Raw genomic sequence first — 23,743 nt, 5'->3', positions numbered from 1 at the left:
CCCGTCGTCCGTCAGTCGCCGGGACGCTGCTCCTGGACATCGGCCAGCTTGTTCATGGTTTGCAGAATCACATCGGGCGCATAGCGGATGTTCATGAATTCGCTCATGCTGAGGGAAGGCCAGGCCAGCGCGATACGGTAGCGTCCCGGCAGCGAATAGACCTTGTTGTCGACTATGAAGATCTCGTAAGGCAATGCGGCCATGTTTTCCAGCCCGGCCTTCCCGAGCTTGCCGACCCACCAGCCTTCGCCACGAGCCGCTTCGTTCAACGCCACGCCGAAAACCGCCAGCTTGCGGTCGGCCATGACCACCTCGTACACCTTGGTGGTGGCGCCCACGCCATTGCTCAGGCCCTTGCGCACCGTCTGCAAGGCTTCGTCAAAGCTGCCGAAGGCCCGCAGTTCGGCCCGGAACGAATCAAACCGCTCCATGGACGTCATGTACTGGTAGTTCGCCAGCTGATCGGCCGGTACATCACCACCGAAGCCGTTGCCCGGCCCCAGCGCCCTGGCCAGCCGCGCCTGTACCGAGCGCGCCGCGGCCTCGGCCTGCGGATAGGCCTGGCGCAGATAGGCCCGGTACCAGTACTCCGGTGTCGTGTACGACACCCGGCCATCGCGCTGCACACCGACCCGGATCGCCGCAGCCACAATGCTGCTGCCCCCCGCAGCCTGGATGGCCTGCAGCATGGCGGTGTCGGTCACAAGAACCACGCCCCCCGACTCCAGCCCCTTGGGCAGGTGGCGACCCAGCAGGGCGAAACCCTCGGCCTGCAGCCTTTTTTCCACCGCCCCCATCAACGCCTGCAGCTCGGCCGCCGGCAGCGCCGTGCCACTCGTGTAAGGTGACAAGGCCTGACAGGTCGATACCACCATGAACAACCATACAGCCAGCAACAACTTCTTCATCTTGCGGGTCTCCTCATCGGTTGACCCGAACCTTAGCGCCGCTGGGGCAACGCTGCATCAGGGCTATTCCCATGCCGGTTGGGGTATTTTGACTGTTCGCGGGCTCGCCGCCCTCACGCTGGCGGCGGCCGGCATGGCACAGGCCGCGCCGGCCCTGCCCCCGTTGCTTCAAGCCGATGGCGCGCTCAACCCCGCGTGGCGTTTTGTGGGTTTTCCGAAAAAACACGCCGACTTGCCCGCCACCCGCTTCGAAGCAGCCCACGTTGACGGCCAAGCCGCGCTCAAGGTGAGCACCGCATCGTCTTACGGTACGCTGGTGCACGACACCCCAGACGCTGCGCCCGGGCGCCTGCAATGGCGCTGGCGACTCGACCAGCCCCTCACAGGCGGCAAGGCCCCGCCCGACCTGCGCACCAAGGCCGGCGACGATGCGGCACTCAAGGTCTGCGTGATGTTTGATCACCCGCTGGAGCGCGTGCCCTTTGTGGAACGCACGGTGTTGCGCCTGGCCCGCAGCGTGAGCGGCGAAAACCTGCCCACCGCCACGCTGTGTTATGTGTGGGACAGCGCCGCACCCGCTGGCCTGCAAGGTGCCAACCCCTACACCCGACGCGTGCGCTTCATCAGCCTGCAAGGCCAGGGCGCAGCACTGGGCCAGTGGGCCACCGAAACCCGAGACGTGGCACAAGACTTCGCCACACTCTTTGCCGACGAACTGCCCACCGGTGCGCCCCTGCCCCACGTGCGCTCGGTGTTGATCGGCGCCGACAGCGACAACACCGCCAGCCGCAGCACCGGCTGGCTGGCGGGTCTGCACTGGGCCCCTGCGGCTGCGCCCATTTGAGCCCAGGATTCCGACCGCATTTGCGGTCGCACCGGGGTTGAAAATGCGTTGCGGCCCACCCGCGCGCAGGCCTTGTCAAGCCACCCGTTACTGGGAGCAGACCCGGTTTTTGCCGCTGTGTTTGGCCACGTACAGGTGTTTATCGGCCTCGCCAAGCAATTGGGCCGCGTTGGCGATGCCTGGCTGGAAGTTCTCGGCCACCCCCAGGCTGATGCTCATCACGCCCACCCCAGGGTTGTGTTCGTGCAGCACCCGCTGTTCGAGCACCGCTTGGCGAATGCGCTCGGCCAATGTTGCGGCATCTGCCAACGGCGTGTCCGGCAACAGACACACGAACTCCTCGCCACCGTAGCGGGCCAGAAAATCGCCGGGGCGCTGCAACACCGGCTTGGCTGCTTTCACCAGGGTGCGCAAAGCCTCGTCGCCCAACAAATGGCCGTGGTGGTCGTTGTAGGCTTTGAAAAAATCCACGTCTATCAAGATCACCGACAACGGCTTGGCCGTGCGCTGCGCACGGCGCCACTCGGTTTGCAATTGGTCGTCGAAATAGCGGCGGTTGAAGGCGCCTGTCATCCCATCGAGATAGACCCACTGGTGCATCAGGTCCGACTGGAACTTGAGTTTGAGGTGGGTGTACACGCGCGCTTTCACCACACTGGGGTTGATGGGCTTGGAGATGAAGTCCACCGCACCGGCCTTGAGGCAGCGGGTTTCCATGTCGGTGCTGGTGTGCGCCGTGACAAAAATAACCGGAATGTTGCGCGTGACCTCCTCCGCCTTGAGTGCCTCCAGCACCTGGAAACCGTCCATGTCGGGCATTTCCACATCCAGCAACACCAGGTCGGGCTGGCGGTCCACGCAAAATTGCACGGCCTGTTTGCCTTGGGTGACCATGAAAACCCGGCATTCGGGCGACAGCGCCCGGTTCAACACCTGAATGTGCAGGGGCTGGTCCTCCACCACCAGCAGGCGCGGTTGCCTGGGAAAGCCCGCACCAGGAGCCAGAACGCGGTGCGAGTCGGTGTGGTTGGGAAGCGTATCGGAATGTGTGGTCATCTGGAGGTCAGGGCAGCTAAGGCGCTGGGCTCTCTGGTGCGTCTTCAAGCAGTTTAGCTGCGGACTGGGCCGCACGTTCAAAGTCCAGGTCGTGCATCGCATCGTCCAGGTCCTGCCAGAGCGCGTCTGTGGCGGATTCGCGCCGGCTTTTGAGCCGCTCATACAGATCCAACGCCTGAAGGTCCGACTCTTTCAGGCAAGCCATCAGGCTTTGTAGCCCATTCACCAGCGCATGGGCATCTTCAGTGCCCCCGAGTCCTGACTGCGCGCCTGCAGCCAACGACTCCGGCAAGTTCATGGACGCTTCGAGGGCCTGCCGCTGCCCAAGCCAACGTTGGGCGGCATCGCGGGCTTGACTGACCAGATCGCTCAGATGCGCCATCCGATCGAACAAAGGCGCGCTCATGGTTTCGTTGGATGTGAGCGCCAGTTGCTTGAATGCCTGCTCGACGTCGGCCGAAGCATGAGCCAATGCGGTGAACCCGAGCGTGGCGGCGGTGCCCTTGAGGGCATGGCACGCTGCGGACCAACGCGCCAGCGTGGTGTCGCTGCGGTCCGCCAAGTCGGCCTGAAGCGCGGGCACATCGCCCACAAAATGCACCAGCAAGATGCGGTAGAAGTCAAGATCACCACCCAAACGCTCAACCGCCGCCTGTGGATCAAAACCCATCATGGCGTTGCTCAACGAACCCTGCGGGTCGGCCGGTGCAGCCGATGGTGGCTGCGCTTGAGGTGCGGCGGGAGGGTGGGCTGGCGCGGGCTGCTCGGTGGGCGCTGTCGCAGGCGCCGGCACAGGCCCAGGTGCTGGCGGCTCAATACCGTGCCGCTCAAACACCCAATAGCGCAGCTGTGCCACCAGCTTGTTCAAATCGAACGGCTTGCCGGTGTGGTCATCCATGCCGGCGGCCAGGCAGGCCTCCCGGTCGGCGGACATGGCATTGGCGGTCATGGCAATGATGGGCAGATCGGTCCGCATCAGGCGCTGGCGGATGGCTTGCGTGGCCTGCAGACCGTCCATTTCAGGCATTTGCATGTCCATCAGCACCGCATCGAAATGCGAACCCAACGCATCGATGGCGTCGAGCGCCTCCTGCCCGTTGTTGGCCACAAACACCGTAGCGCCTTTGCGCTGGAGCAGTTCGGTGGCCACCTGCTGGTTGATGAGGTTGTCCTCGGCCAACAGAATGCGCACGCCGGCCAGTTCCTCGCTCAACGCGGCCGTGGGCTGGCGCACCCAGGCGGGGGGCCTGGCCTGCGTGGGTTGCATGGCCTCCATGAAGCCCTCGGGCGTGACCGGCTTGAGCAGGTAGGCATTGATGCCGTTCTTGGGCAGGTCGCTGTTTTCTTCCAGCACATCGGGAGCATGCGACGCCACCAACACAAAGCGGGGCAACTTCAATTCGGGGGCCAGACTCTGCTGGTACTGGCGCAGCGCAGCCACCGTGGCAGCCCCGGTGGGGTCGGCCACGCAGTCGGCCACCAGCACAACGTTGAAAGCCTGACCGCGTTTGGCGCGCCGGCGCATGGCGTCCTGGGCTTGGGCGAGCGATTCGGCCGTGTCCACAAAACAACCCAACCCGCTCAACTGGCGCGCATGTACCACACGCGCCACCGGCCCTTCGTCCAGCACCAGCACCGTGGCCGCGTTGACCGGATGGGGTGCCGTCCGCTTGGGCTCACCGTGCACCGGCAACACCAGTTCAAACGAGAACACGCTGCCGGCACCAGGGTCGCTTTCCAGCTTGAGCGTGCCCCCCATGAGCGCCACCAACCGGCGCGAAATGGCCAGGCCCAGGCCGGTACCTCCAAAGCGCCGCGAGGTCGAGGTTTCGGCCTGCGAAAACCCTTCAAAAATACGTTCCTGCTGCTCGAACGACACACCCATTCCGGTGTCCTTGACCGCAAACAGCAGCCGCACCTTGTCGCCCAGGTGCTCTAGCAGCCTGACCTGCAGCAGCACCTCGCCCTGGCCAGTGAACTTGATGGCGTTGCCACCCAGGTTGATCAACACCTGCTTGAGCCGCATGGCGTCAAACACCAGCTCGCGCGGAATGTCCATGTCGATGTCAAACAGCACATCCAGCCGCTTTTTGCCCAGGCTGCCGGCCAAAATCACACCCAGCTCGCGCAGCGCGGTGTCGAGCACGGTGGGCTCAGGGTCAAGTTGCATCTTGCCGGCCTCCACCTTGGAAAAATCCAGAATGTCGTTCAGGATGCCCAACAGCGACTTGGCAGCCGCCTGCGTCTTGCTGACGTAATCGATCTGCCCTTGCGTCAGGGGTGTGGTCTGCAGCAACTGCAACATGCCCAGAATGGCGTTCATGGGCGTGCGAATTTCGTGGCTCATGTTGGCCAGAAACTGGCTCTTGCTGCGCGAAGCTTCCTCGGCCAGCTCCACCGCACGCTTAAAGTTGGTCACATCGATACGGAAACCCACGTGGTAGCCGTCGGTGGTGCGGCATTCGGCCACGCGGACCCAGCGGCCATTGGTCAGCTGGGTCTCAAAGGTCACCTGGTTGCGGTTGTGCAACTCCAGCCGCTCAACCAAAAACGCCTCTTCCCGGCCCTTGGCCGAGGGGTACTGCCCATGGGCAATCCCGTACCGAATGACATCTTCGAACCGGGCCCCAGGGAAAATGGCGGGTGCCGACTCGGCAAACAGCTCCACATAGCGCTGGTTGTGCAGCAGCAGCCGGTCGTTCGGGTCGTACAGCACAAAAGCTTCGTCCAGCGTGTCGATGGCCGAACGCAAAATACGCTCGTTTTCTTCAATGCGCTGGCGCGCCTGCACACGTTCCGTGATGTCTTGCGTGATGCCGATCAGCCGCCAGGGCTTGCCCTCTTTCAACTCGGGGCTGGCCGCCACGCGCAGCCACTTGGGCTCGCCCTGAAAGGTGGTGAACTGCAACTCCAGATCGAAGCCATCGCCGTGTTCGCGCGCGGCTTTCCAGGCCTGGCCAATGGACGCGATGGACGCAGGCGCATAGCGTACGCGCACCTCGGCCGCCGTTGGCCGGAGTCCCTCGGGGGTGTCCATGATGCGCAAAGACTCCAGCGACCAGTCCATCGTGTGGGTCTGGAAGTCGGCCACCCAATACCCCACCTTGGCAATTTCGCCCATGCGGTGGAAAAAATCGCGGTTGACACGCAGTTTTTCTTCCACGCGCTTGCGCTGGGTGATGTCAAAGCGGATGGAGACGTACTTCTCAATCTCGCCCTGCACATTGAACACCGGGGCCATCATGCTGTTGACCCAATACAGCTCGCCACGGCGGTTGCGGTTGCACACCTCGCCACGCCACGGCTTGCCCTGAGAAATGGTGTCCCACATGTCTTTCCAGAAAGCCTTGTCGTGGTATCCAGAATTGACAATGCGGTGGTTCTGACCCCGCAGCTCCTCGGCGCTGTAGCCGCTGATGTCCACAAACAGTGGGTTGGCCCGGGTGATGTTGCCCTCGATGTCGGTCTCCGACACGATGGCGTGCGCATTCAGGGTGCGCATCAGGGCATCGTTTTCATTCAGGGCGTTTTGCAGCAACTCGGCATTGCTGCGCTCTTCATGAATATCGGTCTGAATCCCGATGTAGCCCAAAAACTTCTGCTGGCGGTCAAAACGGGGCCGCAGCTCCAGGCGCACCCAATAGTGCTCACCGTTCTTGCGCCGGTTCATCACGTCGGCTTCAACGCCTGTGCGCTCTTGCTTGGCCTGGCGAATGCGCAGCAGCTCGGCAGGCGTCGTCTGCGGTGATCCCAGCAATGCTTCGGGCAAAGCGCCCAAGGCCTCGTCGGCGGAAAAACCGGTCTGCTTGCAGAAACCTTCGTTGACCCAGCCGATGCGCCCGTCCACACCGGTCAAAATCACCGCGCTGTGGGTGAACTGCGCCACTTCGGACAGCGTGTCGCGCTCTATCGACACCGAGTCGGCCTGCTCACGGATGCGGGCACGGTCCACCATCAGCAGGCGCAGCGCCCCAGCCGCCAGCAAACTGGCCAGCAAGCCTCCGAACAAAGCCACCCAGGCGGGCGCCAGATTGAGCCAGGCCGCCTCAAACACCGGGGTGGAACTGCTGACCAGCTTCCATTGCCGTCCACCCAGCCGCAACAGGTCCACCCGGTGAAAGCGCTGGCTCGCGTAGTCGGCACGCCGGTAGCTGCGCGTCCACAGCCCCTCTTGCGCATCCAGACTGAAGATCAGCGCATCGCCGTCAGGGCCGCTGTCGTAGATGTCCAGTTGCAAGGCGTCTTGCTGCAGACCATGAACCAAACTCAACCAGTCGGGCTCGAACACCGCCACCATCCACCCCCGCAGACTCTGCCGTCGGGCCGTCAGGTCGTCGGGCGGCACCGCCTCGTGGTACACCGGCAGGGCCAACAGCATGTTCTTGCTGCCGCTCAGGTGCTCCTGCGCCAGATCAAACGGATCGGACAACATCGCGCTGGCACGGTGCATGGACTGCTCCAGCACGTGGGCAGCCTGCGGGTACACCGACAGGTCCAGCCCCACCCAGTCCGGCGGAAACGGCTCGGCCAGCATCACCGGATAGCGGTTGTGCCCAGACGGATCGGGCTGCGAAGCCACAAAAAACAGGGCCCGCAGCGTGGGTTGGTCGGTGGGCAGGTGCAGGTTCGCCACGTACGCCGAAAACTCGCGGGGCTCCACCTTTTCCGAAGCAGCCATGAACGACACCAGCCCGCGCAGCGATTTGAACTGGCGTTCGTGGTCGTTCTCAATGGCGATGCGCAGCGTTTGCGCCTGCTGCTGAAAGGCCTGCTCGGCAACTTCATGCGCTTTGCCGCGCAACAAAGACCACACAAACACCGCCAGAGTCAAACCCGCCAACAACACCAGCGCAGGCCAGAGCCATGCGCCCACCCCCAGCGAAGGAACAGATTTGCTGACCGAATCGGCACGGACGGGCATGGCCGGACGTTCAACCATGCGTCAGTCCAGCCATGGAATGGGCCAGGTGCGCCGGGGTGCACCCAGCCGAACAAACAAGGCAGCCACACAGCTTGGGGTGCAGCCGAGCACGCTGACGCACGCGTTCGGATCGCGCTGTTTCAAGATCTGGGTGGTTTTCACGAAAATGATCCGATCTCAAAAACAGTGGCTTGTCGTTCTTTGGGGTGGCAAAAATTATGCAGTCAAAACCAGCAAACACCTTGGGTTCATCCGCCAAAAACCGCACGCTGGTGGCCTTGCTCCCCCCCATTCGCGGGAGCGTGCGGGCGTGAGCGTCTGCGCCCAGCCGTCTGCTCCGAAGGTTATTGGCAGCTGTGCAGGCAGCCCCTTGAGAGGGGTGGTTCTCACACCCCATCCCTCGCCGGCACAAACACCCGCTGCGCCCGCGCATCGATCTCGGCTGCGTACGCGTCGGCGAGCCCGTGGTAGATGACCTGCAGCTCCGTGCGCATGGTGGCCCGTTGCTCGTTCAGCACCGCCATCAAATCGGCCCGCATGTCGTCGCGCTTCAGATGCTCCTCTATCTCAATGGCCGCCTTGTCAACGGTGATCCACGTGACCACCCCGGCGGCGATGCCGCACAGCAGCGCCGCCGGCCCCGTGGGGGCGCACACCGCCGTGGCCGCCGTGCCAGCGGCCAGGGCCGCACCCGGCTTGGCCACCGCTTTGGCGGCCAACTTTGCCGCCAGCTTCAGCGAACCGCTGGCCGCCGCCTTGCCTGCCGCTGCCGCCACGGCTTTTTGAGCCACCATCTTGGCGGTGACCGTGCCCACGGTCACCGCCGAAGCCGTCGACACCGCCGCATGAATCCGGTCGGGGCCCAGGTCCGCAAGCGCATCGAGGTTGAGCGAAGGAACCGGACACCCCGCCTGTGCCACGGTGGCGCGCACCCCCTGCGCAAGGTCCGGGGCCACGCTGAGCATCTGCTGCGCCATCGCCGCCTGGATGACCTGGGATTGCGACGCCATGATGTGTTGAAAACCCGTGTCCTCGAACACATGCCGGGTAAGGTTCTCCTGCATCACCTGGCCCAGATCGCCCACCATGACCGCCGCCAGGCGGCTGTAATCGCCGTAAAGACTGAAATACCACCCCAGGTAGGCATCCACGCCCTGCTCGGCGCGGCCAAAAGCGGTGTCCAGCAAAGCATCTATGTGCTGGTCGGCCGTGCGGTGTGCGCCAAGCCGGGCCTGCTGTATCTGGTCCGTCAGCGCCGACCGAAGGCCCGCCGTGTCGACAGCGACCCGGGCACAAGGATCGTCAGCCACGGACACACCGGATACCCCGCGTTCGCTGGAGGGTTCCCAGGCCGCCAGTTTCCACGCGGCGAACAGCGAGAGCACGGCAAGTGCCACGATGGTGGCCACAAAACTGCGCCACATGCTGCCCATGGGCGCCGTGGGAGGCGCGGTCCGGAGGGGCTTCACTGTCCGCGCGTCGACCCCGGCCAGGACGCCCAGCAAAAACCGGCTGAAGAGCACCGCCCCAACGCCCGTCCACGCCAGAAAAAGGACCCATCCCACCAGGCGCATCGGCATGCCGGGCAAGGTCGGAAGCGTGCTGATGGCCACCCTCCAGGCCAGTTGGTCCACCGCGTGAACGGCGCCCAGCCAGGCCCCTGCCACGGAACACACCACGCCGGTGCGGCCTTGCTCAAACGCACCTTGAACAACCTCCCCCCACGGGCCCGGCGTGGCCAAGTGCTCCGCGTAAAAGTCCAGAGCGACAAACGCCCCCATCAGCAGCAAAACGTTGCCCGCCATGACAGGCCACATGCGCGCCACCAAGCCTTGGTAAGGCGCTCGAATCTGCTGGGACAAAGACCGCCGGACCCGATGGAAGACCAGGCCCAACACCAGCGCATCCCCCCACAAAACAGCCCAGTGCCACGGGCTCAGCTGCGCCAAAACGCCCAGCAGCAGCGCCGCATTCAGCAAGGCCACAAAGACCAGCCCCACCTGAAGCAGCGTGCCCCGCCACAGCCAGCGCACCAGGGCGCTCTGGTCTTCGGCAACGGTTTGCAAAATGGCTTGGCGGCGCAACTGTGCACGCTCCACCAGCAGGCACCACACCGGATAGGCCACAACCGCCACGGCAACGGCAACGGCCAGGCAAGACAGCGAGCGAAACACCCACGCCAAGGCACAGAGCGCCAGCACACCGCCCCAAAGCGCACCCACATAAGCCGCTGTCTGCGGCATGCGCAACACCGGCTCGTCTGATCCATTCACCGCCATTGTGTTGACCTTGGTTGTCTTGGACCGGGTTTAAAAAGAACAAACCTTTTACACCAAACCACCGCATCTGCACAGGCACGCCGCCAGCAAGCCACTGGCGTATTCACAAGCTGCCGGCGCCTGGCCGGTGCAGCCTCTCAGCCGCTTTGCGTTTGGCCCTTGAATCCGCACCGCTGCGCCACGCAGTGACGCCTGGGAACCTGTCGGACTTGGGGCGGTTGAGGAACCCCATCAAACGGCGGTTGCGCTGAAATTCATGGGCTGCAGGACGGCGGTTTATCCATGCGGGAAACTGGCACGAGCGCCCTGCCCGGCTCACCAGGACTGATCACTCGGCCAACACCCGCCCCAATGCATCCATCGCATCCTGGTTGGCCACGCACACCAGTTTGTACTGGGCGCGGGTCATGGCCACAAACAGGCGCCGGCGCAGGGCTGGCGTGAGTTCTGTGAAGTCCAGCCCGCTCAGCACAATGACCGGGGCCGATTGGCCTTTGAAGCGGTGCACGGTTTCGGCGCGCAGCGGCCCTTCGCTGAACACCGGGTTGGCGGCTGCATCAAAGCGGCCCAGCCAACGACAAACCCGTTGGCCGGCCAGGGTGTTGCGCTGCAACAGCGGCGATTGGGTGCCACCGTGCCAGTTCAGCACCACCACCTGCTCGGGCGCATAACCCTCGTCCCACAGGGCATGGAGCACTTTTTCGGTGGCCTGCACGGTGCCGTCTGCAGAACCTCCACAGCGCACAAATTCGGGGATGTCGCCCTCAAAAGCGGACATGGCTTGCACCGGCGTGGCGGTCAGGCGCAGGGCATTGACGGTGGCCACAATGCGCCGGGGGCTGCGAAAGTTTTCGTCGCAGTGAATCTGCACGGCGTCCGGCAGTTCGAAGGCATCGCGCCCGTACAGCACCTGTTCGGCGTCGCCCATCAGGTACAGCCGCCCGTCGCTTTTGATGCGCAGGGTCAGGGCGGCGATCCATTCGGCGTCGAAGTCTTGCGACTCATCCACGATCAGCAAGTCCAGGTTGGCGTCTTGTGTTTCGGCGAGGGCGGTCCAGGTGCGGGTGATCGCATCAAAAACACCGGGTTCGCTGAAGTCTGGCTCCATGCCGGCTTTGTGAGCGCGTTGCAGCGCCCATTCGTGAACGGTGCACACGTCAACCTTGTGGCTGACCAGGGTCACCACATGGTCGGCCAGCGGTCGGTTGAAACAGACGTAGGCCACCCGCTCCTGGCGTTGCAGGGCTTGCTGGATCAGCGTCAGGGCCAGCTGGGTTTTGCCCGAACCGGCGGTGGCTTCGATGACAAAGGTGTTGCTGGGCGAGGTGATGCGCGGCACCCAGGTGGCCAGGCCGTTGGACAGGTGCCGGGTTGCCAGGGCGGCCTGGGTGGCTTGCGCGGTCACGTCGATGGACGCAGAAAACCGGTTGAGCAAGAAGGCCAGCACGCTCTCGGTGTCCAGGCGGGTGCCCAGGTCGGCGGGCATGGCCGCCTTGACGCGCTGGCACAGCTCGGGCATGTCGCGGCTGTCCACAATGCGCTCGCGCGGGTGCGCCAGGGTTCCGGCCAGCACGCGCTGGTCTGGCAGCACCAGGAGCTGGCCCAGGCGCACCCCCGAAAGGGATTCCCGGATCAGGTTGTGGCGCATGGCGGCATGCTGGACGCGGGCCTGCCAGTCGAGCGATTTGGATTTTTCGCCGTACTGCTTGACCAGCCCTGCCTGTGTTTGCTGGAGCACGCCGGCCTTGACTTCGATGATCACCAGATGGCCCCAGGGCGCCATGACCACGATGTCGATTTCTCCAAAGTGCTGCGTCCCATCGTCGGGGTGGATGCTGGACCAGTCCACGCTGTGGAGCACAACCCAGTCCGGCGGCAGGCCGTCTGCCAACTGGACGAGAACGTCCCGCTCGCGGTAGTGCCCGCCATTGAGGAGCCGCAGGGTGTGCAGGTCCGGGATCAGTCGCGCCATGGGGCTTTCTTTCTGGGGTTGGTGAGGGCGAATGGGCTCCGCTGGCCGTGGCCGGTGTGGGCTTGAATATAGCCAAAACCACCACAACCACGACCGACACCGCGCTGGCAGGGTGCCCAACATGTGTGCGCAGTTCTGGTTGACACAACAGTCTGCTGTGCGGCGGCGGCGCAGCACTGCAACGTCAAAGCGTTGGGCTGGATGCAAGCCAGATAGACTGCCCTCCCTGTAAGCCTCCCCTTGAGTCACCCGATTGCACCCGTGCCTGCCCACAAAAAAACCACTCAGCGCAAGCGCAGCGTCCGTTCCGCGAACACCCCCAAACCGGCTTTCAGCTTCTCGCGCTGGGCCCTGCCCGTGGTCACCCTGTGCGTGGGGGTGGCCTTGGGCTCGTGCTCCGATTCGCTCACGGGCACCGGCAAAGAGCTGGCGCGTTTTGTTCAGGCGGTGCTGACCTCGGACGTGTTGAGAGAAAAACTGGATGCGGTGCTCAACCCCGGCGCAGCAGACCGCCCGGTGGTCCAGGCCAAGACGCCCCCCGCTGCCCGGCAGGGGGCCGAGCCGTTTGCCGCGTGCCCCCAGTTTTTTGCTGGGGGCATGTCGCCTGTGCTGCATTTTCAGCCGCTGCAGCGCCCGCTGTGTTTTGAGGCATTTGCGATTCTGCACAGCGGACAGACCAAAACCCCGGTGTTTGTGGCGCAAAAGCTCAACCGGCGCTCGGTGGCCAATGCCAACGAAAAACGCACCGACCGCTTCTTTGCCGATGCCCGTTTGCCCCGGGCCGAGCGCGCCGAGCTGGACGACTACAGAAATTCGGGCTATTCGCGCGGACACATGGCGCCGGCGGCGGACATGCCCAACCCAACCGCCATGGAGCAGTCGTTTTCGCTGGCCAACACCGTTCCGCAGTCCGCGCGCCACAACGGCGGGGCATGGGCCAAGGTGGAACAGGACACGCGCCAATTTGCCGAGCGCGCCAAGGGCAATGTGTATGTGATCACCGGCCCGGTGTATGCGCAAGGCAGCAAGACGGTTGGCGAGAACCGGGTGCGGGTGCCGGACTACCTGTTCAAGCTGGTGTACGACGAGGCGGGGCACAGGGCCTGGGCGCACTGGCATGCCAACCGGGACGATGCGCAGGCGGGGCCGCCCATCAGCTACCCGGAACTCGTCCAACGCACGGGGATTGAACTCCTGCCGGGCGTCGGGCTTTGAGACCCCTCGGGCGCGGGTTGGCGCCCGGCGATCAGTGTTGGGCGGGCGCGGTGGCCTTGGCGGCGGCGTCGAACCCGCCCTTGGCCTTCCACTCTTCCATGCCGCCCTGCAGGATGCGCAGGTTGTCCCAGCCCGCCACGCGCATGGCAAAACCGGCCTGGGCCGAGAGGGAACCGGTGTTGCAGTAGATCAGCACCGGCTTGTCTTTGGGGATGGTGTTGCGCTTGGCGAGCACCTGGCGCCAGTCCATGTTGATGGCGCCGGGGATGTGGCCCTTGGCGAACTGGCCGGCGTCGCGTGCGTCAATGACGATCATCTTTTTCCACTCGTCGGCCGGGATCTGCTCGGCAAAGATCACGCCGCCGCCGTAGTCCACGAACTCCAGGTAAGCCTCCATCTCGTCCACGGCAACGGCTTTGTTGTCGGCGTGGGCGGCGGGCGCCAGCAGCAGGCTGGCGGCGGTGAGGGCGGCGAGGGCGAGGTGTTGCAGTTTCATGGGGCGTCTCAGAAGGATGGGCGTTAAAAATAAGTGAATGCTGATATTTTCGCGCAATGAACGGCATGCGGGCATAGGGCTTTCCGCCATCCCGGTGTGCGCGGTCAGGGTGGGCTCAAGCGCTGGTTCAGATCGCCCAGGTAGGCGCGGATGCGTTTCGCGTTGGTGCCGCGGTCGATCTTGCCCAGGCGCGAGCGCGAGCGCATGTCCACGCGCGCACCCCCGTCAGCGGGAGAGATGCGCACCGCCACCTCGTCGGCAAAACCGAACAAACGGCTGGTCGCCACCGCCTCGATGCGGCCTTCCGCCGCGTCGCTGGCCACGACGGCCCAGCCCCGCTGATTCACCAGCGCCAGCGCCTGGGCGTACACCGCGTCGGGGGCCTGCTTGACCCGCAGCGGCGCGAGGTCCGGGTAGCCCGTGCGCTGCAAGGTGGCGAATGCCTCGCCGGGGTATTCCGTGGGGTTGGGCATGTCCCAGAACACCGGTGGGTCCTCGGTGTCGGTGCTGATGTCGTTGATCGGCGGCGTGGTCCGCGTCGCCACTTCCCACTGCAGCGCCATGCCCAGCACCGGCAGCGCCAGCAACACACCCAGCAGACCGGTCACGAAACCGTGCCGGCGCGGTTGCCGACCCGGGCGCGCGGTGATCGCAGCCGCCAGCGACAGCACCAGGCCCAGCCCCGCCGCGTACACCGCCCACTCGGCGATCTGCAGGCCTTGCAGAAAATGCCACCAGCCCTGCCGGTAGCCAACGCCGGCCAGCAGCACGGCAGCAATGGCCGCCAGTGAGAGCAACAGACCGGCGAGGGACAAGATGGGGCGTCGGGGCGAAATGGGCATGTTCATCGGTGTGTTGCGGGTCCATCGGGGCGGGTTCAGAGCTTGGCGTCCGCAGCGGGCGGGGTCCAGTTGCGGCGGTTGATGGCGTAGTCGGTCACTTTGCCCTTGAACGGCAGCATCAACATGCCGGGCAGGCGCGCCACCTCGTGCGGGTCGGTGTGGTCGTGGATGCCGATGGTCATGCCGAGCTGGCCGGCGCGCGACTGCTCGCGGTAGGTGCCAAACAGACGGTCCCACCAGGTGAGGTTGAAACCGAAGTTGGAGTTGCTCTCGTCGTCTTCCACCGAGTGGTGCACGCGGTGCATGTCGGGCGTGACGAGGAACCAGCGCAAGGCGCGGTCCAGCGCGGCCGGCAGGCGGATGTTGCCGTGGTTGAACATGGCGCAGGCGCTGAGCAGCACCTCAAAGACCACCACCGCCAGCACCGGCGCGCCCAGCAGCACGATGGTGGCGAACTTGATGCCCATGGACAGCACGATCTCCAGCGGGTGGAAGCGTGCGCCGGTGGTCAGGTCGTAGTCGAGGTCGGCGTGGTGCACCCGGTGCAGCCGCCAGAGCGCGGGCACGGCGTGCACCATCACATGCTGCAGCCAGATCACGAAGTCCATCGCCACCACGGCCAGCGGCACGGCGAGCCAGAACGGCACATCGAAGTGGTTCAGCAGCCCCCAGCCCTTGTCGACGCTCAGGGCCGCCATGCCCACCGCGGCCGCGGGAAAGGCCACCCGCACGATCACCGTGTTGAGCAGCACGATGCCGAGGTTGGCGGTCCAGCGCTGCTGGCGCGAGAGCTTCAAGACCCGGCGCGGCGCGGCCAGCTCCCACAGGGCCACCAGCGCGAACACCCCGACAAAGAAGCCCATGCGGATCTGCGGTTCATAGGAAAGGACAAACTGTTCAAAATTCATAGGGCCTCCCGCAAGCGGATGGTTTTCAGCTCGGTACCAACGGACGCCAGCAAGGCCAGCACCAGAAACGGCACCACGGCCCCGCCCACGAAGGCGAAGTTCCAGCCCACGCCGAGCAGCACCAGCGCAGAAACGAAGTGCAGGAACTCCAGCCCCGAAAGCGCAATGGCCACATGCCCCAGCAGCAGCACGAGACCGGTCTGCATGATGCGTGGCGCGCCATAGCGCCTGTTGAGAATGAAAAGCACAACACCCATGGGGATCTCCTGGTGGACGTTCGATCAGCCGGCCGCTGGCCCACGCCGCCCGCCACCTGGCGGGCCGGGTAGCCCTGACATTGCAGCCCGTTGGCGGCTTCGTTCAACGGCAAACAGAACGGGTCAACGGGTCATACAGCCCGCTTTCAGGCCAATGTTTGATTTGCACACATTCTAACGATCATTAGATCGTTTGTGCAAGCAAGCGACCGGCACCTGAAGCCCCCCGGTCACCGGTGTTTTCAGCAGCCCAACACATCGGCCAGGTGCAGCAAGTCGCGCGCGTGGTGCGTGTTCGCCGGGTCGGGCGACACGTCTTTGGGTTGCAGCGCGCCGAACTCCAGCGGCCGCTCGATGTAGGCCGTGCCCAGGCCGCAGGCGCGGGCCGCCGCCAGGTCGTCCTGGTGCGCGGCCACCAGCATCACCTGCTCGGGAGCCATGTCGAAGGTGTGCGCCACGCCCAGGTAGGCGCGCGGGTCGGGCTTGTAGGCGCGGAACACCTCGGCCGACAGAATGCAGTCCCACGGCAGGCCGGCGCGTTTGGCCATGTGGGTCAGCAGGCCGATGTTGCCGTTGGACAGCGTGCAGATGAGGTGCCGGGTCTTCAGGCGGGTGAGACCGGCCAACGTGTCGGGCCAGGGGTTGAGCCGGTGCCACACGCGGTTGAGGTGCTGTCGCTCGGCCTCGCCCAGGTGCGCGAGCCCGAAGCGGGGCAACAGGTCGTCCAGGATCAGGCGGTGCAACCCGTCGATGCGCGTCCACCCCAGCTCACCCGATCGCACCCGCTGCATGGCCGGCTGGTAGCCCGTGCGCCAGGCGAGCGCAAAGGCGTTGGCGTCAACTTGCGGGTAGAGCGCCTGCACCTCGGCGACGATGCTGCCGTGCCAGTCCACCACGGTGCCGAAGATGTCGAAAGCGAGAACCGGAAATGGGTTGTTCATGGTGTCATAGCCAGCGGCGCACCCGCATGGTGTAGGTCTTGAAGTCGTTGCCAAAATCAGGCGGGTTGCCGCCGGCTCGTGGCCAGCAGACCCGCCGCGAGCAGGAACACCACGCCGGTGAGGCGGTTGAACTGGCGCGCGCGACGCGGCTGCTGCAGCCAGCGCTGGGCGCGCGCCGCGGTGAGCGCGTACACCATCAACCACCCCATTTCAAAAAATACGAAGGTGGCGCCCAGCACCAAAAACTGCGGCCCTTGCGGCGCGGCAGGGTCGATGAACTGCGGGAACAGGGCGCCGAAAAACAGCAGCGCCTTGGGGTTGCTCATGCCCACCAGAAAGCCCTGCGCAAACAGGCGACGCCCACCCGCCACCGCGCCGCCCGCCACGCGGATGTCCGACGCCGGCGCGAGCAGCGCGCGAACGCCGAGATAGGCCAGGTAAGCCGCACCCGCCCACTTCAGCGCGTTGAACAGCAGCTCCGACGCCGCCAGCAACGCACCCAGACCGAGCGCCGACAGCGCCATCAGCCCGACGATGGCCGAGGTGCTGCCGAGCGAGGTGATGAGGGCCTTGCGCGGCCCCAGGTTGACCGACGTGGACACGCACATGAGCACCGAAGGACCGGGCGTGACGGTGAGAACGAAGACGGCCGCGACGTAGAGCAGCCAGGTGGACAACGACATGGAAAACTCCGTGAAAGATGTGAAAGATGTGAAGGCGTTGGCCAGGGATGGGATGTCAGCGCAACGGCGAGACCGTCCGCTCCCAGCGAGGCATCCAGTGGGTGGTGATGTCGGCCGACACCAGAACGCGCTCGGCCCGTGCGATCAGCAGTGCGCGCGGCACGAAGCCCACATAGCGCGAATCCGCGCTGTTGTCCCGGTTGTCGCCCAGCATGAAGTAATGGTCTGGCGGCACCGTCAGCGGCCCGAAGGTGTGGCGGCTGTGGGCACCCTGCAGGCTCTGCACCACGCGGCCGTGGCCCGCCACCCGCTCGGTGGCCCGCAAGGCCGGGACCAGCACCCCTGGCGCCAGGGGTTCGCTGACCTCGTTGACGTCCGAGTAGTCGGCGGCCAGGCCGTTGATGACCAGCACCCCGGCCCGCATGGCCACCACATCGCCCGGCAGCGCCACCAGGCGCTTGATCAGGCGCGTGCCGTCTTGCGGCGAACTGAAGGTGACGATGTCGCCGCGCTGCGGCTCACCCAGCCGCGCCAGCGACACATCGGTGAGCGGAATCTTGAGGTCGTAGGCGAGGCGGTTCACCAGCACCACGTCGCCTTCCAGGATGGTCGGTCGCATGGAGCCCGAGGGCACAGGGTTCCAGTCGGCGATGGCGGTGCGGAACACGCCAAAACACAGCAGCAGCACCAGAAAACCGCGGTTGTCGCGGAGCCAGTTTTTCATCAAAACCTCCTCAAATAAGTTGCTTCAAACCACGCGCAGCCGCACACCACCGGCCTCGGCGGCGACGATCTCACCCACCTCGGCCGCTTCGGCAAAGCCGTGGCGTTCAAAGATCGCCAGCACCTCGGCCACCGCCTCGGGCGCGCAGGCCACGAGCAGGCCGCCGCTGGTCTGCGGATCGCTCAGCAGGGCCTGGTCCACCGGCTGCAGGTTTGCGCCCAGGCGCACTTCGTGGCCATACGCCGCCCAGTTGCGGCCGCTGGCGCCGGTGACCATGCCCTGCGCGGCAAGCTCGCGCACGCCGGTGATCAGCGGCACTTTCGCCATGTCAATCCGAACGGTGGTGTTGGAGCCGCGCGCCATTTCGAGCACGTGGCCGGCAAGGCCGAAGCCGGTGATGTCGGTCAGCGCGTGCACGCCGTCGAGCTTCGCCAGATCGGGGCCGGGCGTGTTCAGCTGGGTGGTGTTGGCGATCATCTGCGCGTAGCCCTCCGCGGGCAGTGCGTCTTTTTTCAGCGCGGCCGAGAGCACACCCACGCCAATGGGCTTGCCCAGAATCAGGCGGTCGCCCACCTGTGCGTCAGCGTTGCGCTTCACCCGCTTCGGGTGCACCAGGCCCATGGCGACCAGGCCGTAGATGGGTTCGACCGAGTCGATGGTGTGGCCGCCCGCGATCGGGATGCCGGCGGCGCGGCACACGTCCTGCCCGCCCTGCAGGATCTTGCCGATGGTCTCGGTGCTGAGCACGGCAATGGGCATGCCGACCAGCGCCAGCGCCATGATGGGCGTGCCGCCCATGGCGTAGACGTCGCTGATGGCGTTGGTGGCGGCGATGCGACCGAACTCGTAGGGATCGTCCACGATGGGCATGAAGAAGTCGGTGGTGGCGATCAGCGCCTGCTCGTCGTTGAGCTGGTAGACCGCCGCGTCGTCCGCGGTCTCGATGCCGACCAGCAGTTCTTTGGGCATGGGCATGGCGGCCGTGCCCTTGAGTATCTCGCTCAGCACGCCGGGCGCAATCTTGCAGCCGCAGCCGCCGCCGTGCGACAGGCTGGTGAGGCGGGGTTGGGTGGGTGCGGTGGTGGTGGGCGTGGCGGGTGTGTTCATAGGGGGCAATCGGGTGGGCGTGTTGATAAGAAAGTGGAGTGAATGGGCCGGCGCCTACAGCAGCTCGGCCAGCACACCCAGCAGCGCGGCCCGCTCGGCGGCGGGGGCAAAGAGCGGCGCCCGGGCGGCGCACTGGGCTTGCAGCGCAGCCAGCGTGCCGCTGCCCTGGGACTGCTCGCGGCGGATGTGGCGCAGCAGCTCGGCCAGTTCGGCGGCGTTGCCGGGCGCAAAGTAACCGGCGTAAGCGTTGCCCAGCATGCCCACATTGCCCGGCACGCGCGAGGCCAGCACCGGCGTGCCGCACAACACCGCTTCCATGACAACGTGGGCGCCGCCTTCCATGCGGCTGGGGTGCACCAGCAGGTGGGCGCGCTGGATGCGTGCGCGCGTGGCGGCGTGCGGCAGGCCGCCCAGCCAGCGGTAGTGCGGGCAGTCGAGCATGGTTTGGCGGGCGGCTTCGCCCAGTGCGGGGTCGAGCGCGTGGCCCACGTGGTCGATCAAAATGCCTTCGTCGGGCCGAATCAGGCGGGCGGCTTCCAACACGGTTTGCGGCGACTTTTCTTCGCGCAGGTGGCCCACCGCGAGGGCACGCAGATGGCTGCGGGTTTTGGGCAGGGTCTGGCGCGCGGTGCTCGACTGGAACACCACCCGGCACTGGCTGCGCAGCGCGGGCGGCAGCTCCAGCGGGCCTTGCGCTTGCAACACGATGAGGCGGTGCGCCAAGGCCAGCGACTGCTGGGCGCTGGCGTCGGTGGCGATGTCGCGGTAGAGGTCGGTGCCGGTGAGCGCCAGCACCACAGGCCGGGCCGGGTGAGCCAGCGCCCAGGCGGCCACGCTGGCGGCCGAGCGGCGGGCGTGCAGCGCGAGCAGGATGTTCGTGCCGTCGTCGGTGGTGGTTGAATCGGGCCATTCCTTGGCCAGACGAACCGCATAATGCCCGCGAAGCAGACCGGCCCAGCGGCGGGCGGTTTGCCAGTTGCCGTTGTTGGCGTCGGCCAGGGCCGGCGTGACGATACAAAGCGAAGGTTTTTTCATGGGAGTCGCGAGTGTCTGACATTGTGTCCGAACCCACCGGGGAGTCCGAACAAGCCCGCTGCGCCGGCAAGGCCGCGCTGGCCGCTGCGCTGACCGACGCACGGGCGCGAACGCTGGCGCTGTTTGGCGCCTGCGAGGGCGCGCTGGGCCCCGGCTTGCGCGTGCCCTGCACCCCCGAGCTGAACCTGCCGCTGTGGGAACTGGGCCATGTGGGCTGGTTTGCCGACTGGTGGCTGGCCCGCAACCCCGAGCGCCACCGTGGCCTGCAAGCCAACCCCCAAGCCCCGCGCCGGCCTGCCCGGCAAGCCCGGCGCGGCGTGGACGCAGACAGCCTGTTCAATTCCAGCACGGTGCCGCACGACCACCGCTGGGCGCTGAACCTGCCCGCAGCCGATGCCCTGCGCACCGACCTGGCTGAGAGCCTGCAAGACACCATGGCCCTGCTGCACGGCGCAGAGGCCACCGACGCCGGCCTGTATTTCTTTCGCCTGGCGCTGTTTCACGAAGACATGCACGCCGAAGCGGCGGTGTACATGGCGCAAAACCTGGGGTTTGACCCCACGCCTGGCGCTGGCGCGGCAGCCACCGCAGCGCGCCCACCGCGCACACTGCAGGCGCCCGCCACCACGTGGGAACTGGGCCGCAGCGGGTCGGGTTTTGCGTTTGACAACGAGTTGGGCGCCCATCCGGTGGCGGTGGCCGCGTTTGAGGTGGACGCGCACGCCGTGACCTGGGCGCAGTACCTGCCGTTTGTGGAGAGCGGCGCAGCGGCACAGCGCCGGTTCTGGAGCGATGCCGGATGGGCCTGGCGCAGCCGCTCGCAGTCCGCCTGGCCGCGTTATGTGCGCCCGGCCCGCAGCGGCTGGGAGCAGCTGCGCCACGGCCAGTGGCAAGCGCTGGACCTGGGCGCCACCGCCCGCCACCTCACGGCCTTTGAAGCCCAAGCCTGGTGCGCCTGGGCCGGGCGGCGCCTGCCCACCGAGGCCGAATGGGAAGTGGCCGCGCACACGCTGCCCGGCTTTGTGTGGGGCGACGCGTGGGAATGGACGGCCAGCCCGTTTGCACCCTTCCCCGGCTTCACGCCGCACCCGTATGTGGACTACTCGGCGCCCTGGTTTGACGGCCGCCCGGTGCTCAAAGGCGCCAGCCCCGCCACGGTGCCGCGCATGCGCCACCCGAAGTACCGCAACTACTTCACGCCCGAGCGCAACGACATTGTTTCGGGCTTCAGGACCGTGGCGGCCTGAAGCGGGCGGGTGCTGCCGGGCAGTCTTTGTCCGATTCGCAGGCCCACAGACCCGCCAGGGGTCAAGCAACGGGGGGTGACATGGCCACTGCGGTCCATGTGCAGGCGACCGCCCCCCGGCCCAACGGGTTGGGGTCGGGGCACACCACCCAGCGCTCTATCATCCAATGTCAAATCACCCACGCCCTGAAGCCTCGCCGTGACATGAACACCCTGCTGATCCACAACGCCACCTGCATCGCCACCTTTGACCACGCCGACCCGGCGCGGGGGCGCGAGCTGAAAGACGCGTCGATCTTTGTGCGCGACAACGTGATCGAGTGGATCGGCCTGACCCGCGAGCTGCCGCGCGCGCTGCGTGAATCGGCCGGCGAAACCATCGACGCCAGCGGCCACCTGGTGACACCCGGCCTGGTGAACACACACCACCACATGTACCAGAGCCTCACCCGCGCCATACCCGGCGTGCAAGACGCCGAGCTGTTCGGCTGGCTGCGCGGGCTGTACCCCATCTGGGCCGGGCTCACGCCCGAGATGGTGCAGGTGTCCACCCAGGTGGCCATGGCCGAGCTGCTGCTCAGCGGCTGCACCACGAGCAGCGACCACCTCTACATCTACCCCAACGGTGTGCGGCTGGAAGATTCCATCGAAGCCGCGCAACAGATCGGCATGCGCTTTGTGGCCACGCGCGGCAGCATGAGCGTCGGCCAGTCGCAAGGCGGCCTGCCGCCCGACCGGGTGGTGGAAACCGAAGACGCGATTTTGAAAGACAGCCAGCGGCTGATTGAAACCTGGCACAGCGCGGCCTTTGGGGCCATGGTGCAGGTGGCGCTGGCGCCGTGTTCACCGTTTTCCGTCAGCCCGGCGCTGATGCGCCAAAGCGCCGAACTGGCCCGCAGCTTCAAGGGCCAAGGCGTGCGCCTGCACACCCACCTGGCCGAGAACGACCACGACATCGCCTACAGCCGCGAAAAATTCAACATGACGCCCGCGCAGTACGCGCAAGAACTGGGCTGGCTGGGCCACGACGTGTGGCACGCGCACTGCGTGAAGCTGGACGACGAGGGCATTTCGCTCTTTGCCGCCAGCCGCACCGGCGTGGCCCACTGCCCGTGCAGCAACATGCGGCTGGCCAGCGGCATTGCGCCCATTCGCCGCCTGCTCAACGCCGGTGTGCCGGTGGGCCTGGGGGTGGACGGCAGCGCCAGCAACGACGCCGCCCACATGGTGAACGAAGCGCGGCAGGCGATGCTGCTGGCCCGCGTGGGCCGCGCACTGATGCCGCCCGAAACCCGCGACGGCCGCAGCTTCTTCGGCTGCGACCTGGGCCCCGCCGAAATGACCGCCCGCGACGCACTGCACACCGCCACACGCGGCGGCGCGCAGGTGCTGGGCCGGCAGGACATCGGCCGCCTGGCGGTGGGCCTGTGCGCCGACCTGGCCCTGTTCGACCTGCGCACGCTGGCCTTTGCCGGCGGCGCGGTGCACGACCCCGTGGCCAGCCTGCTGCTGTGCGCCAGCCCGCCTGCGGCTTACACCGTGGTGAACGGGCGCGTGGTGGTGCGCGAAGGACAGCTCACCACCGTGGACCTGGGGCCGCTGGTGGAACGGCACAACCGCTTGGCCCTGAACTTGGCACAAGCTGCTCGCAGCGCCTGAACAGGTGCTGCGAGCTTCCAGCTCCAGGAGAACCGGAGCTGGAAGCTCCGGCTACAGCCTGGACCACAAACCCGCCGTGCTCAAAATGCCAACGCTGTTCAAGGCGTGAGCCAAGTCAGCGCCTGACCTTCAATGCGGGCACGCCGGTGCTGGCCGTCCAGGCCCAGCGCCAGCCAGTCCATGGTCTGCACACGCGCCCGCACCACCGCCAAATGGTGCGCACCGGAGCTCGCCGGTACCGGTTCCAGTTCCCCCTCGGCCCAAGGCTGGCCGGGCGGCTGCGCCGTCAGGTAGTCGCCCGCCGCCGCCGACTGGCCTACCCGCGCCCACGCCGCGTCCACCTCGGGGCCGTCGGTCAGCACCTCGCAACGCGCCGCCACCCGCAGCTGCCAGCGCAAACGGGCACTCCAGAACACCAGCACGGCCTGCGGCTGGGCCTGCAGTTCGGCCACCTTGGGGCTGCGCCCGTCGGTGAAAAAAGCCAGTTCGCCCAACGGCTCACGCGCCTGGCGCAGCACCACCGTGCGCGCGTTGGGCTGCTGGTCGGCACCCACCGTGGCCAGCACCGGCGTGCGCCAGCCGTGGTGGCGGTCTTGCGTGGCGCGGGCCAGTTCTTGCCAGATGCGGTGGGGGAGGTGGTCGGGAATCAT

At 66.1% G+C, this 23,743-nt stretch carries 19 protein-coding genes; 4 read left to right on the top strand and 15 right to left on the bottom strand.

The genetic code is table 11. From position 1 onward, the window contains the following. Positions 1–11: 11 nt before the first annotated feature. Positions 12–908: a hypothetical protein gene (locus tag Q7J58_RS15125; protein WP_304829761.1), complete on the bottom strand. Its 897-nt coding sequence runs from the start codon at positions 906–908 to the stop codon at positions 12–14. Here Q7J58_RS15125 and Q7J58_RS15120 point away from each other — a divergent pair. Beyond that, the gene (locus Q7J58_RS15120) at positions 874–1,752 is read left to right on the top strand and encodes a DUF3047 domain-containing protein (protein WP_304829758.1); all 879 of its coding nucleotides are present in this window, start codon (positions 874–876) and stop codon (positions 1,750–1,752) included. The genes Q7J58_RS15125 and Q7J58_RS15120 overlap by 35 nt on opposite strands. Before the next feature lie 87 nt (positions 1,753–1,839). Here the strand turns inward: Q7J58_RS15120 and Q7J58_RS15115 are convergent, their stop codons facing one another. The 4 genes from Q7J58_RS15115 to Q7J58_RS15100 form a co-directional block, all read right to left on the bottom strand. Then, entirely contained in the window at positions 1,840–2,808 is a 969-nt protein-coding gene (locus Q7J58_RS15115) for a diguanylate cyclase (protein ID WP_304829755.1), read from the bottom strand. Positions 2,809–2,824: 16 nt separating this feature from the next. Next, positions 2,825–7,747, bottom strand: a complete 4,923-nt coding sequence (locus tag Q7J58_RS15110) for a PAS domain S-box protein (RefSeq protein WP_304829752.1) — start codon at positions 7,745–7,747, stop codon at positions 2,825–2,827. A 368-nt stretch (positions 7,748–8,115) separates the two neighbouring features. Next, positions 8,116–10,008, bottom strand: coding sequence for a hypothetical protein (locus tag Q7J58_RS15105; RefSeq protein WP_304829749.1), 1,893 nt, complete (start codon positions 10,006–10,008; stop codon positions 8,116–8,118). Between the two features lie 328 nt (positions 10,009–10,336). Then, complete coding sequence (locus Q7J58_RS15100; RefSeq protein WP_304829746.1) at positions 10,337–11,980, bottom strand: AAA family ATPase; 1,644 nt, start codon at positions 11,978–11,980, stop codon at positions 10,337–10,339. 516 nt (positions 11,981–12,496) lie between these two features. Between Q7J58_RS15100 and Q7J58_RS15095 the strand changes: the two genes are divergently transcribed. Then, on the top strand, positions 12,497–13,195 hold the full coding sequence (locus Q7J58_RS15095; RefSeq protein ID WP_304829858.1) for a DNA/RNA non-specific endonuclease: 699 nt from the start codon (positions 12,497–12,499) through the stop codon (positions 13,193–13,195). Between the two features lie 31 nt (positions 13,196–13,226). Here the strand turns inward: Q7J58_RS15095 and Q7J58_RS15090 are convergent, their stop codons facing one another. The 9 genes from Q7J58_RS15090 to senB all read right to left on the bottom strand — a co-directional run bounded on the left by Q7J58_RS15090 (position 13,227) and on the right by senB (position 20,188). Then, the gene (locus Q7J58_RS15090; RefSeq protein ID WP_304829743.1) at positions 13,227–13,691 is read right to left on the bottom strand and encodes a rhodanese-like domain-containing protein; all 465 of its coding nucleotides are present in this window, start codon (positions 13,689–13,691) and stop codon (positions 13,227–13,229) included. Positions 13,692–13,795: 104 nt separating this feature from the next. Further along, on the bottom strand, positions 13,796–14,533 hold the full coding sequence (locus Q7J58_RS15085; protein WP_304829741.1) for a DUF1499 domain-containing protein: 738 nt from the start codon (positions 14,531–14,533) through the stop codon (positions 13,796–13,798). A 35-nt stretch (positions 14,534–14,568) separates the two neighbouring features. After that, positions 14,569–15,441 carry a sterol desaturase family protein gene (locus Q7J58_RS15080; RefSeq protein ID WP_304829738.1) on the bottom strand — a complete coding sequence of 291 codons (873 nt, stop codon included), beginning with the start codon at positions 15,439–15,441 and terminating at the stop codon, positions 14,569–14,571. Beyond that, positions 15,438–15,698: a hypothetical protein gene (locus tag Q7J58_RS15075; protein ID WP_304829735.1), complete on the bottom strand. Its 261-nt coding sequence runs from the start codon at positions 15,696–15,698 to the stop codon at positions 15,438–15,440. The genes Q7J58_RS15080 and Q7J58_RS15075 overlap by 4 nt, the downstream gene beginning before the upstream one ends. 242 nt (positions 15,699–15,940) lie before the next feature. Further along, entirely contained in the window at positions 15,941–16,639 is a 699-nt protein-coding gene (locus Q7J58_RS15070; protein ID WP_304829732.1) for a haloacid dehalogenase type II, read from the bottom strand. 56 nt (positions 16,640–16,695) lie between these two features. Next, the gene (locus Q7J58_RS15065) at positions 16,696–17,322 is read right to left on the bottom strand and encodes a LysE family translocator (RefSeq protein WP_304829729.1); all 627 of its coding nucleotides are present in this window, start codon (positions 17,320–17,322) and stop codon (positions 16,696–16,698) included. Positions 17,323–17,377: 55 nt separating this feature from the next. After that, entirely contained in the window at positions 17,378–18,046 is a 669-nt protein-coding gene (gene lepB, locus Q7J58_RS15060; RefSeq protein ID WP_304829726.1) for a signal peptidase I, read from the bottom strand. 24 nt (positions 18,047–18,070) lie between these two features. Further along, positions 18,071–19,153, bottom strand: a complete 1,083-nt coding sequence (gene selD, locus Q7J58_RS15055) for a selenide, water dikinase SelD (protein WP_304829724.1) — start codon at positions 19,151–19,153, stop codon at positions 18,071–18,073. 54 nt (positions 19,154–19,207) lie between these two features. Further along, positions 19,208–20,188, bottom strand: coding sequence for a selenoneine biosynthesis selenosugar synthase SenB (senB, locus tag Q7J58_RS15050; protein WP_304829721.1), 981 nt, complete (start codon positions 20,186–20,188; stop codon positions 19,208–19,210). 11 nt (positions 20,189–20,199) lie between these two features. On the opposite strand from senB, the gene senA reads away from it, so the two are divergent. After that, complete coding sequence (senA, locus tag Q7J58_RS15045) at positions 20,200–21,435, top strand: selenoneine synthase SenA (RefSeq protein ID WP_304829718.1); 1,236 nt, start codon at positions 20,200–20,202, stop codon at positions 21,433–21,435. A gap of 203 nt (positions 21,436–21,638) precedes the next feature. Then, entirely contained in the window at positions 21,639–23,093 is a 1,455-nt protein-coding gene (locus tag Q7J58_RS15040; protein WP_304829715.1) for an 8-oxoguanine deaminase, read from the top strand. A 98-nt stretch (positions 23,094–23,191) separates the two neighbouring features. Here Q7J58_RS15040 and Q7J58_RS15035 read toward each other — a convergent pair whose 3' ends face one another. Beyond that, entirely contained in the window at positions 23,192–23,743 is a 552-nt protein-coding gene (locus Q7J58_RS15035; RefSeq protein WP_304829712.1) for a pyridoxamine 5'-phosphate oxidase family protein, read from the bottom strand.

This window comes from Hydrogenophaga sp. (assembly GCF_030656115.1).
GTDB lineage: Bacteria > Pseudomonadota > Gammaproteobacteria > Burkholderiales > Burkholderiaceae_C > Hydrogenophaga.
Note: the sequence above shows the minus strand (reverse complement) of the source record. Positions and strands in the feature narration are given on the sequence as shown.